The sequence below is a fragment of the Streptomyces sp. NBC_00287 genome (assembly GCF_036173105.1).
Classification (GTDB): domain Bacteria; phylum Actinomycetota; class Actinomycetes; order Streptomycetales; family Streptomycetaceae; genus Streptomyces.
Genome location: NZ_CP108053.1, coordinates 2403411 through 2419455 on the forward strand (window position 1 = coordinate 2403411; position 16045 = coordinate 2419455).

16 protein-coding genes are annotated in these 16045 nt (G+C 72.1%); 10 read left to right on the forward strand and 6 right to left on the reverse strand.

Annotation, left to right across the window (positions count from 1 at the left end):
• The first annotated feature begins 67 nt into the window (after nucleotides 1-67).
• Together OHT76_RS10970 and OHT76_RS10975 are read left to right on the forward strand one after the other, a co-directional pair.
• Entirely contained in the window at nucleotides 68-973 is a 906-nt protein-coding gene (locus OHT76_RS10970; RefSeq protein WP_328876503.1) for a pseudouridine-5'-phosphate glycosidase, read from the forward strand.
• A complete protein-coding gene (locus tag OHT76_RS10975) occupies nucleotides 970-1884 on the forward strand; it encodes a carbohydrate kinase family protein (RefSeq protein ID WP_328870581.1) in 915 nt (304 codons plus the stop codon). The genes OHT76_RS10970 and OHT76_RS10975 overlap by 4 nt, the downstream gene beginning before the upstream one ends.
• 104 nt (nucleotides 1885-1988) lie before the next feature.
• Here the strand turns inward: OHT76_RS10975 and OHT76_RS10980 are convergent, their stop codons facing one another.
• Nucleotides 1989-2783 carry a methyltransferase gene (locus OHT76_RS10980; protein WP_328870582.1) on the reverse strand — a complete coding sequence of 265 codons (795 nt, stop codon included), beginning with the start codon at nucleotides 2781-2783 and terminating at the stop codon, nucleotides 1989-1991.
• Nucleotides 2784-3038: 255 nt separating this feature from the next.
• Here OHT76_RS10980 and corA point away from each other — a divergent pair, with 255 nt between their 5' ends.
• Nucleotides 3039-4166: a magnesium/cobalt transporter CorA gene (corA, locus tag OHT76_RS10985; protein ID WP_328870583.1), complete on the forward strand. Its 1128-nt coding sequence runs from the start codon at nucleotides 3039-3041 to the stop codon at nucleotides 4164-4166.
• 61 nt (nucleotides 4167-4227) lie between these two features.
• On the opposite strand, the gene OHT76_RS10990 is transcribed toward corA, so the two are convergent.
• Together OHT76_RS10990 and OHT76_RS10995 are read right to left on the reverse strand one after the other, a co-directional pair.
• Nucleotides 4228-4656 carry a CBS domain-containing protein gene (locus tag OHT76_RS10990; RefSeq protein WP_328870584.1) on the reverse strand — a complete coding sequence of 143 codons (429 nt, stop codon included), beginning with the start codon at nucleotides 4654-4656 and terminating at the stop codon, nucleotides 4228-4230.
• A 269-nt stretch (nucleotides 4657-4925) separates the two neighbouring features.
• Nucleotides 4926-5558: a uridine kinase gene (locus OHT76_RS10995; protein ID WP_328870585.1), complete on the reverse strand. Its 633-nt coding sequence runs from the start codon at nucleotides 5556-5558 to the stop codon at nucleotides 4926-4928.
• A 102-nt stretch (nucleotides 5559-5660) separates the two neighbouring features.
• Between OHT76_RS10995 and OHT76_RS11000 the strand changes: the two genes are divergently transcribed.
• From OHT76_RS11000 to OHT76_RS11010, 3 genes are all read left to right on the forward strand, one after another.
• Complete coding sequence (locus tag OHT76_RS11000; protein ID WP_328870586.1) at nucleotides 5661-6356, forward strand: DUF2293 domain-containing protein; 696 nt, start codon at nucleotides 5661-5663, stop codon at nucleotides 6354-6356.
• Nucleotides 6357-6503: 147 nt separating this feature from the next.
• On the forward strand, nucleotides 6504-6983 hold the full coding sequence (locus OHT76_RS11005; RefSeq protein ID WP_328870587.1) for an anthrone oxygenase family protein: 480 nt from the start codon (nucleotides 6504-6506) through the stop codon (nucleotides 6981-6983).
• 92 nt (nucleotides 6984-7075) lie between these two features.
• On the forward strand, nucleotides 7076-8563 hold the full coding sequence (locus OHT76_RS11010) for a glutamate synthase subunit beta (protein ID WP_328870588.1): 1488 nt from the start codon (nucleotides 7076-7078) through the stop codon (nucleotides 8561-8563).
• Nucleotides 8564-8578: 15 nt separating this feature from the next.
• Here OHT76_RS11010 and OHT76_RS11015 read toward each other — a convergent pair whose 3' ends face one another.
• A complete protein-coding gene (locus OHT76_RS11015; protein WP_328870589.1) occupies nucleotides 8579-9055 on the reverse strand; it encodes a carboxymuconolactone decarboxylase family protein in 477 nt (158 codons plus the stop codon).
• Nucleotides 9056-9102: 47 nt separating this feature from the next.
• On the opposite strand from OHT76_RS11015, the gene pdxR reads away from it, so the two are divergent.
• From pdxR to OHT76_RS11035, 4 genes are all read left to right on the forward strand, one after another.
• The gene (gene pdxR, locus OHT76_RS11020) at nucleotides 9103-10524 is read left to right on the forward strand and encodes a MocR-like pyridoxine biosynthesis transcription factor PdxR (RefSeq protein WP_328870590.1); all 1422 of its coding nucleotides are present in this window, start codon (nucleotides 9103-9105) and stop codon (nucleotides 10522-10524) included.
• 197 nt (nucleotides 10525-10721) lie between these two features.
• Complete coding sequence (locus tag OHT76_RS11025; RefSeq protein ID WP_328870591.1) at nucleotides 10722-12896, forward strand: PEP/pyruvate-binding domain-containing protein; 2175 nt, start codon at nucleotides 10722-10724, stop codon at nucleotides 12894-12896.
• Nucleotides 12893-13816: a hypothetical protein gene (locus tag OHT76_RS11030; protein WP_328870592.1), complete on the forward strand. Its 924-nt coding sequence runs from the start codon at nucleotides 12893-12895 to the stop codon at nucleotides 13814-13816. The genes OHT76_RS11025 and OHT76_RS11030 overlap by 4 nt, the downstream gene beginning before the upstream one ends.
• Before the next feature lie 201 nt (nucleotides 13817-14017).
• Nucleotides 14018-14656: a protein-tyrosine phosphatase family protein gene (locus OHT76_RS11035; RefSeq protein ID WP_328870593.1), complete on the forward strand. Its 639-nt coding sequence runs from the start codon at nucleotides 14018-14020 to the stop codon at nucleotides 14654-14656.
• Between the two features lie 73 nt (nucleotides 14657-14729).
• Here OHT76_RS11035 and OHT76_RS11040 read toward each other — a convergent pair whose 3' ends face one another.
• Nucleotides 14730-14984, reverse strand: a complete 255-nt coding sequence (locus tag OHT76_RS11040) for a DUF397 domain-containing protein (protein ID WP_328870594.1) — start codon at nucleotides 14982-14984, stop codon at nucleotides 14730-14732.
• A complete protein-coding gene (locus OHT76_RS11045) occupies nucleotides 14985-15845 on the reverse strand; it encodes a helix-turn-helix domain-containing protein (RefSeq protein ID WP_328870595.1) in 861 nt (286 codons plus the stop codon). It abuts the gene before it with no gap.
• Between the last annotated feature and the right edge of the window lie 200 nt (nucleotides 15846-16045).

Below are 16045 nucleotides of genomic sequence, written 5' to 3' on the forward strand. Positions count from 1 at the left end.
GTGGTTTGACCGGGCACCGGGCTCGCCAGGGATGAGTCAGGACCGACGGACAGGAGGCAGGCGCGTGGTGCTGGTGGTGTCGGAAGAGGTGCGGGACGCGATCGACGCGCGTCGACCCGTGGTGGCCCTGGAGTCCACGATCATCGCGCACGGGCTGCCGCGCCCGCGCAACCTCCAGGTGGCCCTGGAGCTGGAGGACGTCGTACGACGGGAGGGCGCCGTTCCCGCGACGATCGCTGTGCTGGACGGACGGCCCCATGTCGGCCTGGACAAGGAGCAGTTGGAGCGGGTCGCCAACGAGGACGGGATCCGCAAGCTGGGCCACCGTGATCTGCCGCTCGCGGTGGCGGCCGGCGCGAGCGGGGCGACCACGGTGTCGGCGACGGCCCTGCTGGCGGCTCTGGCGGGCGTACGGGTGTTCGCGACGGGCGGGCTCGGCGGGGTGCACCGGGAGTGGACGGTGACGCAGGACGAGTCGGCCGATCTGGGTCTGCTGGCGCGCACCCGGATCACGGTGGTCTGCGCGGGCGTGAAGTCGATCCTGGACGTGCCGGCAACGCTCCAGCGGCTGGAGACACTGGGTGTCGCGGTCGCCGGGTACGGCACGGACCGCTTCCCCGGCTTCTATCTGTCGGACTCGGGCCATCCGGTGGACTGGACGCTCCGCTCGCCCGAGGAGGTGGCGGAGGTGATGCGGGCTCAGGACGGTCTTGACGGACCCGAGTCGGCGCTGATCGTCGCCAATCCCGTACCGGAGTCCGAGCAGCTCGATCCCGCGCTGCACGCGCGTGTGCTTGCCGACGCGCTGCACGCGTGCGAGGAGGAGGGCGTCTCCGGTCAGGCGGTCACCCCGTTCCTGCTCGACTACCTGGTGCGGCACACGGACGGTGCCTCGCTCAGTGCCAATCTGGCGGCGGTGCGCGGCAACGTACGGCTGGCGGCGCGGATCGCGGCGGCCTGGGCCCGGGCGTGACGACGGCGCGAGGCGGTGCCCTGCTGGTCGTCGGCGATGTCGTCACGGACGTGATCGCCCGGCACCGGGGACCGCTCGCCTCGGGCACGGACACGGCCGCCGTGATCCGTACGGTGCCGGGCGGCGCGGGCGCCAATGTGGCCTGCTGGGCGGCGTACCACTCGGACGCGGAGGTACGGCTGCTCGGACGGGTGGGCGCGGAGGCGGCGGCCTGGCACGAGCGGGAGCTGGCCGCCTGCGGGGTACGGCCGTGTCTCGTCGTCGATCCGCGGGCGCCGACCGGCACGGTGATCTGCCTGGTGGACACGGGTGCTGCGGCCGAGCGGACGTTTCTGACCGACAGTGGCGCCTCGCTGCGGCTGGATGCCGGCGACTGGTCGGATGCGCTGCTCGACGGGGTCGCCCGGCTGCATCTGTCGGGCTACCTGCTGTTCTCCGAGCCGAGCCGCGCGCTGGTGGCGGCGGCCCTCGCGTCGGCACGCGCGCGTGGCATGCCGGTGAGTCTGGACCCGGCCTCGGCCGGATTCCTGACGGACCTGGGGGTGGACCGTTTCCTGGCGCTCGTCCAAGGCGTCGACGTTCTGCTGCCCAGCCGTGACGAGGCCTGTCTGCTGACGGGGTTGCCCGACGCGGCGGACGCGGCGGCCAAGTTGAGCCGCCATGTCCCGCTGGTGGTCGTCAAGCGGGGTGCGGCCGGTGCGCTGGTGGCGCGGAGCGGCACGGTGTGCGCCCGGGTGCCGGCGGCGCCGGCGACCCCGACGGACACTACGGGGGCGGGCGACGCCTTCACCGGCGCGTTCCTTGCCGCCCTGCTCCGGGGCGCCGAGCCGGAGGAGGCGGCCCGGGAGGGGTGCCGGGCAGGGGCACTTGCGGTGGAGCGAGTGGGCGGTCGGCCGCCGGGGGCGGACTGACAATGCGGGCCGGGGGCGGACAAGACGGTACGGGCGGGGGACGGACTGGCGGTACGGGCCAGGTACGACCCGCACCGAGACCGCCGTCAACTTCCCCTCCACGCTTACGCCTTGCGCCCCCACGCGGAGATCATCGGGGCCGTGGCCAGGTCCATGCCTCCTGAGGAGACGTTGGCCAGGTGGCGGTCGATGTCCTGATCGGTGGCGAGGCCCGCCGAGACGAGCTGGTCGCGGATCTGGCGAATCGTGGCCGACTCCAGGGCGGCGCAGGCGGGCGAGGCCACCGGGAAGTAGCCGTCGGCGTACACCCGCTGCAGCCCCGCCTCCCGCAGCAGACGCGGGATCCTGCGCCCGTAGGAGAGGTCGGCACCCCGGTCGGCGAGCAGCTTCCGGAAGCCCTGCCGCAGCCGGTTCGCCAACTGCTGGTCGGGGCCGTACTCGTCCGGGCAGACCAGGGGCTGCAGGGCGGGATCGGCGTCCTCGACCAGCAGCCGACCGCCGGGCCGCAGCGCGGCGACCATCGACCGCAACGCCCTTTCCCGGTCCGGGACATGAACGAGGACGAGCCGGGCATGCACCAGATCGAAGCCCTCCCCGGGCGGCTCCTCGGTTCCCACGTCGTGGACGCGCACCTCGACGGGCGGCCGGGCGGCCGCGGCGACCCGCGAGGTGTCGATGTCCGTTGCCACCACCCGTCCGGTCGGTCCGACCTTCTTGGCCAGCCACGACACCACCGAGGTGCCGCCGGCGCCGACTTCCCAGCAGCGCCAGCCGGACCCGATGCCGAAGGCCTCGAAGTGCCGGAAGGTGGTGGGATCGAAGAGAGCGGCGAAAGCGTCGAAGCGTTCGCCCGCTTCGCTCTGCCGGTTGTCCAGGAGATACCCGTCGGATCGCATCATGCCGCGATCATCCCAGTTATCCGTCTTGTCCGGAGTGGTCGACGCGCACCCGGGCCCCGTTCGCGGCATGGCCGAACGGACTCCGCCGACAGCGGCGCCGACCCGGCCGAACCGGCTTTGTCCACAGCCGGGAACCAAGCGGAATGCGCTGCTCCCACAGGCTTACCCGGCTCTCACGCCGAACTGGCAGACTGGCGCGACCAGCGCGGGAGAACGGCGCGAGGAGATCCACGCAAGGCACGCAAGGAGATCCAGATGTCCATGGCAGGAAATCTGCGGAAGGTCACGAGCCTCGGCAAGGTCGGCGGCCTGCGCAAGGTGGCGCGGCTGGCCCGGCGGCGCCCCCGCGTCGACCTGAGCCACCCGGCGCGCTCCCCGCTGGGCTCCTCCGTGGTGAACTGCGTGAGCTATCGCGAGGGCCTGCGGGTCCCCGCGAGCGGCGATCTGGTCGACATCGTGGAACGGGTGCGCAAGCACGGCGACGGTTTCGTCTGGCTCGGTCTGCACGAACCTACGGACCAGGAGTTCGCGGGCATCGCCGAGCTCTTCGAACTGCATCCGCTGGCCGTCGAGGACGCGATCGAGGCCCATCAGCGTCCGAAGCTGGAGCGTTACGACGAGACGCTGTTCGCGGTGTTCAAGACGGTCTGCTACGTCGAGCACGAGGAGCTCACGGCGACGAGCGAGGTCGTGAACACCGGCGAGATCATGGTCTTCACCGGCCATGACTTCGTGATCACCGTGCGGCACGGACGGCACGGCTCGCTGGGTCCGCTGCGTGAGGAGCTGGAGTCCGAGCCCGAGCAGCTCGCCAAGGGCCCGGCGGCGGTGCTGCACGCCATCGCGGACCATGTGGTCGACGAATATCTGAGCGTGGCCGACTCGGTGCAGGCGGACATCGACCAGGTGGAGACGGATGTGTTCGCGGAGGCCGGCGCCCGGGTCGACCCCGGCCGGATCTACCAGCTCAAGCGTGAACTGCTGGAGCTGAAGCGGGCGGTGGCACCGCTCACTCGGCCGCTGGAGGAGCTCACCACCCGGCCGATACGGGTGGTCGACCCGGAGATACAGGCGTACTTCCGCGACGTCACCGACCACCTGCTGCGGGTCAAGGAACAGATCGCCTCCTTCGACGAGCTGCTCAATTCGATCCTCCAGGCACACCTCGCGCAGGTCACGGTCGCCCAGAACGAGGACATGCGGAAGATCACGGCCTGGGCCGCGCTGGTCGCCGTACCGACGATGGTCTGCGGGGTCTACGGCATGAACTTCGAGCACATGCCGGAGCTGCACTGGAGGTTCGGCTACCCGCTGGTCATAGGCGTGATAGCCGTGGCGTGTCTGACGCTGTACCGCGGCTTCAGGCGCAACGGCTGGCTGTGAGGACACGCCCTCGCCCCGGCGGCGCGGGGCGAGAGGCGGGCGAGCGGGGCGGCCGGTGCGGTCAGTGCGCCCGGGTCCTGGCGTAGACGCTCTCGGCCCAGGTGCCGATCTGGTCCTCCGTCAGATGCTGGGCGAGGTCGGCCTCGCTGATCATGCCGACGAGGCGCTTGTTCTCGATGACGGGGAGCCGGCGGATCTGGTGCTCCTGCATCTCCCGGAGCACATCGCCGACGTCGGCGTCCGCCTCGATCCAGCGCGGGGTGCCCTGGGCCATCTCGCCGGCGGTGACCTTGGCCGGGTCGTGTCCCATGGCCACACAACCGACGACGATGTCGCGGTCGGTGAGGATGCCGCAGAGGCGTTCGTTGGAGTCGCTGATGGGCAGGGCTCCGACGCCGAGGTCGCGCATCATCTGGGCGGCGCGGTCCAGGGTCTCGTGCGCCGGGATCCACTGGGCTCCGCGGTGCATGATGTCTCCGGCAGTGGTCATGGGGTACCTCCCGGGGCCGGACGGCCGGCGCGGCGCAGGACGCACCGCTAGTCCCGGCGCCCTACATTCTCGCCGCGCCGGACAGCGACCGCACCTCAGAGACGGGCGGTGGCGGCTCAGGCCGAGAAGCGCACGACCTTGCGCGGGACGATCCGGACGATGACCCGGACCTCGTCGCCCTTCTCGGCCGGTGGATCGATGCCGAGGTACTTGTGCGAGAGCTCGCGCGGGAGCCGTATGTCCTCGTCCTGACACCCCGGGTCTGCCGGTCAGCCGCTCCAGGCCGGATGGCGGGGGTCGTCGGCGCGGACCAGGACGTCGGCGGTGGCGGCCGGGTCGGTCTCGTCCTCGTAGCGGGCGAAGGCGGGGAGGGTCCAGTGGTCGGGTTCGGGGGTACGGCGGCGCAGGGCGCCCGGGGAGAGGAGGACGTGGACGGTCAGGTCGAAGGGGAACCAGTGCCGCAGCAGCAGCGGGCCGTGCATCAACAGTGCGCCACCCGGCGGGAGTTGGACGTACGGACTACGGGTGGCGCGGTCGGTGACGGGATCCCACAGGTCGGGCAGGACACGGCCGTCGCCGCCGGGTTCGAGGGGGCCGAAGACCTCACGCCACAGGGCGCCGGTGTCCAGCCAGCCGTCGTAGTACGCCTCCACGTCCCGGCGGCCGTATTCCAGGCGGAGGGAGGCGGGGCGCAGGAAGCCCTCGGCGCCGACGACCAGTGAGGGGCGGCCACGGGTGCGCAGGGCTTCGGCGACGCGTTCCGCGAGGTCCCCCGGGCGGGCCGCGGGGGCGCCGTCGAAGGCGATGCGCGGCCAGGGGCTCCCGTCGGCGGGCTTCAGGTCGAGCAGCCGCTCCGCGAGGAGATCGCCGAGCCGTTCCCAGGTGATCGCTTCGAGTCGCACAGGGCCATGATGCGTCAGGGGTGGACAGAGGGGTGGTGCTGGTACGCGTCGGGGTGGACATGAGGGGTGATGTCCGTGCACGTCGGGGGGAATGAACTGCGTATGGAGCACCTGGCAACTCCCCCGCACCGCGGCGGACTTCTCGTCATCCAGCCGATCGGACGGCGGCACTGCGCGGAGTGCCGGGGCGGGCCGCTGTCGCTGCTTGTGCTGGAGGACGGGGCGCCCCGGTGTCTCGACTGCGCGGACCTCGGGCATCTGGTCTTCCTCCCGCGCGGGGACACCGCGCTGACCCGCCGGGCCCGGGAGGAGAGCGCGCTGTCGGCGGTGGTGGTGCGGTTCAACCGGCGCAAGGGGCGCTACGAGCGGCAGGGCGTCCTCGTGGAGGAGGCGGGGCTGGCCCGGGCCGAGCAGCGGTGCCTCGCGGACGCCGAGGCGAGGCGGCGCAGGCGGCTGCGGGACGCGCGGCGCAGGGCGGCCGAGGACGCGCGGTTCACGGAGGCGTTCGCGGCGGAGATACGGCGGCTGTTTCCGGGGTGCCCGGCGGACCGGGCGGCCGCGACAGCCGCGCATGCCTCGGTGCGGGGCAGCGGACGGGTGGGCCGGAGCGCGGCGGGGCGGGCGCTGTCCGAGGGGGCGGTGATCTCGGCGGTCGTGGCGTCGGTACGGCATATGGACACGCCGTACGACCAGTTGCTGATGAGCGGGGTGCCGCGGCACGAGGCCCGGCGGAGGATCGCGGCGGCGGTGGAGACGGTGCTGAGGCAGTGGCGGGAGCCGGAAGCGAAGGCGGGGTGACCGCGCCACACCCACCGGGAGCACCCTGGACTCTCGCTTATGCCTCCGCGGCGCTCGGCCATGGGATACCGCCACGCAGGGGATTTCACTTGTGGTGACGGGTGGTGCCGGGGAAGATCTCGGCGGGACTTGGGAGTTGACGTCGTCATGATCGATGGGCCGTACTTCGTACTGACCGTGCTGGGTGTGCTGGGGACCGGTCTGGTGGCCGGGGTGTTCTGCGCGTTCTCCACCTTCGTGATGAAGGGGCTCGCCGCGCTGCCGCCCGCGCAGGGCGTCGCGGCGATGCAGGCGATCAACGTGGCCGCGCTGACCCCCGCCTTCATGCTCGTGTTCATCGGCTCGGCGGTGCTGTGCGCCGTGCTCGCCGTGGTGACCTTCGTGCTGTGGCCGGACGAGGGGACCGTGGAGCTGCTGCTGGGCAGCGCGCTGTATCTGTTCGGTTCGTTCGGGGTGACCATGGTCGCCAATGTGCCGCGCAACGACGCTCTGATGAAGATGGAGGCGGGCACCCGCGAGGCGGCCGCGTACTGGACGACGTATGTGCGCGAGTGGACGGCCTGGAACCACGTCCGGATGGTCGCCTCGGCCGCTGCCGCGATCTCCTATGTGCTGGCCCTCACGTGAGCGAAAGCGCAAGGGGAGGATGAGACGTATCGTGGCCGGAAGAGTGCCGCCCGATGATGTACGGCCCCGCTCCGCACGCGAGGGAGACGGACATGGCCGATCCCAAGGGATTCATGACCACGCCCCGCCAGGAATGGCCCCGCCGGCCCGTCGAGGAGCGGGTCCGGGACTGGGACGAGGTGTACGTCCCCGGGGCGCTGCTGCCCATCGTCAGCAAGCAGGCCGACCGGTGCATGGACTGCGGCATCCCGTTCTGCCATGAGGCCTGTCCGCTCGGCAATCTGATCCCCGAGTGGAACGACCTGGTGTCCCGGGAGGACTGGCGGGCCGCCGCCGACCGGCTGCACGCCACCAACAACTTCCCCGAGTTCACCGGGCGGTTGTGCCCGGCGCCGTGCGAGGCGGGGTGCGTGCTCGCCATCAACCAGCCCGCGGTCACCATCAAGAACGTCGAGTGCGCCATCGCCGACCGGGCCTGGGAGCTGGGGTTCGCGCCGCCCAAGCCACCGGACCGGCTGTCGGGGCGTACGGTCGCGGTGATCGGCTCGGGGCCCACGGGGCTCGCGGCGGCCCAACAGCTGACCCGGGCCGGGCACACGGTCGCCGTGTACGAGAAGGACGACCGGATCGGCGGGCTGATGCGGTACGGCATCCCCGAGTTCAAGATGGAGAAGGTCCAACTGGAGCGGCGTATCGAGCAGATGCGGGCCGAGGGGACCAAGTTCCGTACGTCCACGGCGGTCGGGCGAGACCTCGGGGCGGAGGAGCTGCGGTCGCGCTACGACGCCGTGGTGATCGCCACCGGGGCGACCGCGTGGCGTGAACTGGACGTGCCGGGGCGGGAGCTGGCCGGGATCCAGCAGGCCATGGAGTATCTGCCGCTGGCCAACCGGGTGTGCGAGGGCGATATCGAGACATCCCCGATGTCCGCCGCCGGGAAGCACGTCGCCATCGTCGGCGGCGGGGACACCGGCGCCGACTGTCTGGGCACGGCGGTGCGGGAGGGCGCCGCGTCCGTGACCCAGCTCGACATCTACGCCCAGCCCGGCGCCGAGCGCGACGAGGACGCCGAGCCCTGGCCGACGTACCCCAAGATCTACCGGCTCTCGGCGGCGCACGAGGAGGCCCGGGAGCTGCGGACGGCCCCCGCTGCGGACGCGGACGCACGGCTGTTCGCGGCGTCGACGCTCCGCTTCACGGGGGACGCGCAAGGGCATGTACGGTCGCTGCACCTGGTCGAGGTCGACTCGAACCGTCGGCCGCTGCCGGGGACCGGGCGGGCCATTCCGGCCGATCTCGTGCTGCTCGCGCTCGGCTTCTCCGGGCCCGACCAGGAGGACGGGCTGATCGGGCAGCTGGGGCTGACGCTGGAGCCGCGAGGGACGATCGCGCGGGACGCCGGCTTCGCCACGAACGTCCCGGGCGTGTTCGCCGCGGGGGACGCCGCCCGGGGACAGTCGCTGATCGTGTGGGCGATCGCGGAGGGGCGGGCGGTGGCCGCGGCGGTCGACCGCCGTCTGACCGGCAGCTCACGGCTGCCGGCGCCGATATCGCCGTACGACCGGCCGATGGCTGTCTGAACCCCATAGGCAGCCCTACCGCTCGTCCGTCCCCGCCACCTTCCCCGTCGACAGTGCCACGCGGTTCCACGTGTTGATCGTGAAGATCAGGGCCAGCACCTTGGCCAGCTCCTCCTCGTCGAAGTGGGCCGCGGCCTCGGCGTAGACGGCGTCCGGGACGCCGCCGTCGGAGATCAGCGTGACCGCCTCCGTCAGGGCCAGCGCCGCCTGCTCGCGCTCGGTGAAGAAGTGGCGGGCCTCCCGCCAGACCGCCACCATGTGCAGCCGGTCCTCGGTCTCGCCCGCCTTGCGGGCGTCGTTGGTGTGCATGTGCAGGCAGTACGCGCAGTTGTTGAGGAGCGAGGCGCGGATCTGGACCAGTTCGACCAGCGTGGGGTCCAGGCCCTCGCGGGCGGCGGCGTCGAAGCCGATGAGGGCACGGAAGACCTTCGGGGCGGTCTTGGCGAAGTTCATCCGGGGCGTCTCGGCGTTGACCAGCGTGTTCGTCGTCATGCCTCATAACTTACGGCCTGGAAAGACCCCCTGTAGGGTGCATTTTTGTGTCCGAAACATGGGTCAATTCCGCGGAGCGGATCGGCGCCGATCTGCATCTGGAGCTGTCGGGACCTGGCGGCAGACGGGCCGCCCTCATCCGTGCGCTGCGCGACGCCGTACGCGGCGGCCGACTCGCCCCCGGCACCCGGCTGCCGCCGTACCGCTCGCTCGCCGCCGACCTGGGCGTCGCCCGGAACACGGTGGCCGACGCTTACGCGGAGCTCGTCGCCGAGGGTTGGCTCACCGCCCGCCAGGGCTCGGGCACCCGAGTCGCCGACCGCGCCGAGCCGCTGCGACACGCCGGGAACCCGCCCGGAACGGCCCCTCCACGCGCGCATGGCCCGCGCCACGACCTGCGGCAGGGCACCCCGGACGTGTCGGGCTTCCCGCGCGCGGACTGGCTCGCTTCCTACCGGCGAGCCCTGCACCAGGCGCCCAACGAGGTGTTCGGGCCCGGCGATCCAGCGGGGCGGGTGGAGCTTCGGGAGGCGCTGGCGGAGTACCTCGCACGCGCGCGTGGCGTCCGCTGCACACCGGACCGGATCGTGATCTGCTCCGGTTTCGCCCACGCGCTGCGGCTGCTCTTCGAGGGGCACGTGCTGCGCGGACCGCTGGCCGTGGAGGCGTACGGGCTGCCCTTCCACCGGGAGCTGCTCACCGGCGCCGGCGTGCGGACCGTGCCGCTGCCCCTCGACGAGCACGGCGCCCGGGTCGACCGGCTCACTCGCGAGCGGGGCGTGCTGCTCACGCCCGCGCACCAGTTCCCGACCGGTGGCCCGCTGCACGCCGGCCGTCGCGCCGCGGTGATCGACTGGGCACGCGCGCGTGGGGCGGTGATCGTGGAGGACGACTACGACGGGGAGTTCCGTTACGACCGCAAGCCGGTCGGGGCGGTGCAGGGTCTCGACCCGGAGCGGGTGATCTTCATCGGCTCGGTCAGCAAGAGCCTGTCCCCGGCGGTCCGGCTGGGCTGGATGGTCCTGCCCGAGGAGTACGTCGGGGGCGTGCTCGCAGCCAAGGGCGAGCGGGAGGCCTGGGCGAGCGTGCTCGACCAGCTCTGCCTCGCCGACTTCATCGCGCGTGGGTCGTACGACCGGCATGTGCGGCGTATGCGGCAGCGGTACCGCGGTCGCCGGGACCGGCTGGTCGCGGCGCTCGCCGAGCGGGCGCCGCACATCGAGGTCACCGGGGTGGCGGCCGGGCTGCACGCGGTGCTGCGGCTGCCGCCGGGGACCGAGGCGGCCACCGTCGAGCGGGCGGGGCGGCTCGGCGTTGCCCTCGACGGGCTCGCCGCGTTCCGGCATCCGGAGGCCGCGCAGGCGGCCGTACCCGCCCATGACGGCCTGGTCGTCGGCTATGCGACCCCCTCCGAGCACGCCTACGCGGCGGCCCTCGACGCCCTCTGTGCAACTTTTCCGGATCCGTAAATCTTCTCCGGAGTGTCCGAAAAGTGGCTTCCGGGCTACATGGATCGGAACAGCAGTGGGATCATCGGAACAGGAGGCGTACCGCTGTCGTGTCCACACGGTTCGGCGGTGGTTCGTCCCATCCTTCGTTCCGCCGTCAGGCGCAGGGTCCACCCCGCGCGTCCCCCCTGTTGGCGGTCGGTCCTGGAGGGTGTTCGATGACGACGCTCGATGAACGTCACGGAGAGGGTGCGCGCGACGGGGACGAGCCCCGGGGCGAGGTGGCCCTCGGTCTGGTGGAGACGTACGGCCCGGCCACCGTCCCGCTGGAGCAGCCCCTTGCCGCCGTTCCGGCCCGCGCCGGGTCCAAGGCCGCGAATCTCGCCCGCGCGGCCGGCGCCGGGCTGCCGGTACTCCCCGGCTTTGTGATCCCGTACAGGGCAGAGGGCGATCCGGGTTCCCTGCGCCGCGCGTGGGAAACCCTGTCCGACGGCGGCGGTCGCCCGCTGGTCGTGCGGTCCTCGTCGCCGCAGGAGGACACGGAGGAGTCCTCGCTCGCCGGCCAGTTCGCCTCGGTGCTCGATGTACGCGGCTGGCGGGACTTCCGTACCGCCGTACGGACAGTGCTCGACTCGGCGCGTATGCCGGACGGGTCCAGCGCGCCGATGGCGGTCCTCGTCCAGCCGATGCTCACCGCCCGGGTCGGCGGCGTGATATTCGGTGCCGACCCCGTCGAGGGGCGGGCGGACCGGATGCTGGTGAGCGCCGTGCGCGGCGGTCCGGACAGTCTGGTCAGCGGCGCGCAGGCGGGGACCAACTACTGGCTGAGCGGACGCGGGCGGGTGCTGCGCACCGAGCCCGCGGAGACGGACGCGCTGCTCACCCGGGGCGAGCTGTTCCGTCTTGCCCGGCTCGCGCGGCGGGCCCGGCGGGTGTTCGGCGGTCCGCAGGACATCGAGTTCGGGTTCGACGCGGAGGGACGGCTGTGGCTGTTCCAGAGCCGCCCGATCACGGCGATGGCGGTACGGCCGACCCGCGGGGCCCGGCTGCTGGGGCCGGGGCCGGTCGCCGAGACGCTTCCGGACCAGCTCCAGCCGCTCGAGGAGGACCTGTGGGTGGCACCGATGGCCCGCGGTCTCGCCGCCGCGCTGGACATCGGCGGCACCGCGCCGCGCCAGCTGCTGCGCACGGCGCCCGTGGTCACGACGGTCGGTGGGCGCGCCGCCGGTGATCTGCGGCTGCTCGGCGCCGTGCCGCCGAAGCATCGGTGGCTGGCGCTGCTCAACCCGGCGCCTGGGGCGCGCAGGCTCGCGGCGGCCTGGCGGGTGGGGCGCCTCGGCGCCGCGCTGCCCGGCCTGGCCACGGACCTCGTCGCGGACATCGACCGCAGGCTGGCCGAGGTGCCGGCGCCGAGCGGCCTCTCGGCGACCGCCCTGGCCGACGAACTGCGCTGGACGCGCCGGGCACTGATGTCGCTGCACGCCCAGGAAGCCCTGGCGGGCGCGCTGCTGCGCGAGGAGCCGACGGGACGCACGGCAGCGGGGACGGCGTTGGCCGCGCTGGCGGCGGCACGCGCGCGTGGCGTCCCGGACGACCAGGTCATCGCGACGGATCCGGTGGTGCTTGCCCTGACGGCACCCAGCTTGCGGGGACGGGTGCGCCTGCCGAAGCCATCGCCGACTGCGATACCGGGCCAGGACGGCACGGGCGCGGAGGCGAACGGACTCCCGGTCGGCCGTAGCGCCGGCACGGAAGCGGATCGACTTCCGACGGGCCGCAGCACCCCACCCCACCCCGCCCAAGCCTCCCCCGCCTCCCTCCCGCCCCGAGAGGCCCTCCGCCTCCGCATCCGCTGGGTGCAGGAGCTCCAGATCCGGCTGGTCCGGGACGTGGCCAGGCGGGCCGGGGTCGACCCCGAGCGCGTCGCTCTCCTGCGCTGGCCGGAGCTCGTCACGGTGCTGCACGGCGAGGGACTCCCCGCCGACCTCCACCGGCGCGTACCGCCCACCGCCACACCCCCGCTCCCCGACGCCTTCCGCCTGGCGGACGGCGGAGTCGTCGTCGCCGAGCGGACCCGCGGCCGGGGCGACGGGATGCGCGGAGTCTCCGGTGGGCGGGCGGTCGGTACGGCCTGGGACGGTATGGGTCCGCGGCCGCCGGACGCCGTGCTCGTCGTACGCACCCTGGACCCGGCCCTCGCCCCGCTGCTGCCGGCGCTGACCGGACTGGTCGCCCAGACCGGCAGCCCGCTCTCCCATCTGGCCGTGCTGGCAAGGGAGTTCCACCTGCCCGCGGTCGTCGGCGCGGCGGACGCGGTGCGCCGGTTCCCGGTCGGGGCCCGCCTCACCGTCGACGGGACGGCGGGTGACGTACAGCTGGGGGACGAGCCATGAGGAAGATCGCGTATGTCTTCGGAGGGATCGCCGCCGCCGGGGCGGGCACCTACCTCGTGATCTATCTGTACCGGTGGCAGTGGCAGCGGGCCATGATCTGCGGGGTGTTGCTGCTGGTGATCGAGGTGATGCTGTTCGGTCTGGTGCTGCTGGGACGCCTGGCGCGGATCGAGGAGCGGCTGCGCGACTCCGACCGCAGACAGCGCGAGCTGGCCGCACGGCAGGACGACGCCCTCGCCCGGCTGCGCTCGGCGCCCGAGCCGGAGCACAGCGGCGACGGCCGGTTCCGCTGGCTGGACGAGCCGGCCGAGCGGACGTATGTCTTCGTGCCGGTGCTCATGGTCGCCGGGGTGGCCCTGTCCGGGATCGCCTGGGTCGTCCAGCGGATCGCGTCGGCCACGGCGAAACCCGCCGAGCGGCACCTCGCCGGGCGGCTGGCCGTGCTCACCGCGCCCGATCCGGCGGCGCCCGGCGATCTGGAGGACCTGCCGTCGATCGGCGCCCCGCCCGACCGGGGCCGTACCGCACGGACCCTGGTCGCCGGCGTGGTGGGCGCCGCGCTGCTCGCGGCGATGATCGTGGCGCTCGCCGACCTCACCCAAACCCGGGAGGAGCGGGCGGACGCGAGCGAGGCGACCTCGGTCCTCGTCCAGGTCGATCTGCGGGGCCCGGACCTGACCGAGTCACGCAGGTCGCTGGCGGCGCAGCAGGTCTGGGAGCGCTGCCGGGACTCCACGTCCGTGCCGCTGCGCCACGCGTCACTGGGGGATCTGGGGGACGGTCTGTACGCCGGGGTGGTGCGGCCGGCGCTCACCGATCACGACCGGATGCGGCTGCGCGGCTGCCTGGAGGACGCGACGCTGGAGCGCGCCAACCTCACCGTCGTGGGCATCGGGGACGCGGAACCGGACAGGGATTGAGACGGCTACGACCACTGCGACCAGCGGTCATGACAAATGAGAGATAGCGCACAAAACGGACGTAAACCGTAGACGATCACTAACCCGGGGTACGCTGCCTAAGCGCCCACCGTCCCCTAGCCCCCCGGGTCGCCCATGGCTGTTCTCACCGCAACTCTGCCCCGCCCTGCCCTCCGCAAGCGCCCGCTGCCACAGCGCGCCATGCGAGCCCTCGCTGGCATCGTCATCGGTTACCTCGTTCTGTGGGCCGTCGGCGCGGGAGGCATTCTCGGTCTTTCCTTCTGGGCCAAGGCAGAGACCCCGGCGCCCGCCGGTACCCGCACCGTCCAGGGAGTCCACAACTTCCAGCCCGTCAGCACCGACGGCAAGCTGTGGCGGGGCGCCGCCCCCTCCCCCACCGGATACCGCGAGCTGGCCACCATGGGCTTCGCCACCGTCGTCGACCTGCGCGCCGAGGATCTGAGCGCGAAGCAGCTCACCGAAGCCGGCAAGGCCGGTCTCGAATACGTACGGCTGCCCATCCGGGACGGCCAGACGCCGACGCCGCACCAGGTCCAGCAGCTGATGGACGTGGTCAAGAACGCGTCCGGTCCGGTGTTCGTGCACTGCGGTGCGGGAGTCGGCCGTACGGGCACGATGGCCGCGGCCTATCTCGTACAGACCGGTGAGGAGTCGTCCGCCCAGGCGGTGCGGCGCAACCTCGCGGTCGGGCCGCCGTCGATCGAGCAGATCTACTACGGGCTGAACCTCAGCCCCAGCAAGGCCGAGCAGCCGCCGATTCCGGTGGTCGTCGTCAGCCGTGTGGTGGACGCCCCGCGCCGGATCATGTCCTGGTTCTGAGACCTGCTCAAGTAGGCCCCCACCAGCGGTCGTTCATCAACTCAGTGTCGTAGCAAGGTCATTGAAAAGTGCATCAGGAGAGCAGGAAGTCCGCCTCCCCCGCCTTGGCGCCTTCGATGAAGGCCGTCATCTCGTCGGTGGTGTAGATCAGCGCCGGCCCGTCCGGGTCGGTCGACTGACGGACGGCGATCCTTCCGTCGGCAAGCTTCATCGCCTCCAGGCAGTTGCCGCCATTGCCGCCGCTCCACGGCTTGTGCCAGCCCTCGCTGCCCAACTCCCGCGCGGGCATGCCGTTGTAGACGTGTATGCGCGGCTTGATGCGATCCATTCACAACTCCTTGCGGAGATCCCGGAGGATCTCCTTCGTGCGATGTGCCGTAGCGGCCTGCGCCGCCATGCGGTCCATGACCTCCAGGTGGGTCGCCACCTCGGGGCGCGCGTCGAGATAGACGGCGCCGGTCAGGTACTCGCTGTAGACCATGTCCGGCAGTTCTGACATGGCAAATCGGAACAGCACGAAGGGCCCGTACGTGCCGGGATGCGGTCCGCTCTCGAACGGGGCGACCTGCAACGTCACATTGGGCAGCTTCGTGAGCTCGAGCAGCCGGTCGATCTGGGCACGCATCACCTCCGGGCCGCCGACATGGCGGTGCAGCGCGGTCTCCTCCATGACGACCCACATACGGGGGGCGTCGGGCCGGGTGAGCAGGTCCTGGCGTTGCATGCGCAGCGCCACATGGCGCTCGATGTCGTCGGGCTTGGTCTGGCCGATGGCGCCCGATCTGAGCACTCCGCGCGCGTAGTCCTCGGTCTGCATCAGGCCGGGCACGAAGTGGGGTTCGTAGGACCGGATGAGGCTCGCGGCCCCCTCCAGGCTGACGTACATCGAGAACCAGCCCGGCAGGATGTCGTGGAACCGCTGCCACCAGCCGGGCTTGTTGGCGTCCTCGGCCAGTTGCACAAAGGCCGCGGACTCCTCGTCACCGACCCCGTATGCCTTCAACAGCAGTTGGAGATACGGGATCTTGAGGGCGACCTCGGCCATCTCCATCCGGCGGACGGTGGCGGGGGCGACACGCAGGACGCGGGCGGCCTCCTCGCGCTTGAGCCCGGCGCGTTCCCGCAGGTCCAGCAGGCGCCGGCCGAGGACGACCTGGCCGACCGTCGGCGCGGACCGCGGCTCGCTCACCCTCCCACCTCCACCGATGAATCCTGACAGCCCTACGGCGCCATTCGAAGACCTATTCGAAGACCTGGGCAGACCTCCGGCGATCCCAATTGGCGCCGCTCGACATGCTGTTGCGAGCAGTGTGCCACGGCCATCCACCGCGTCACACAGCACTCTGCAATTTTCAGAGTGACACTTGCCAAGTGTTCACGGCGGGGCGA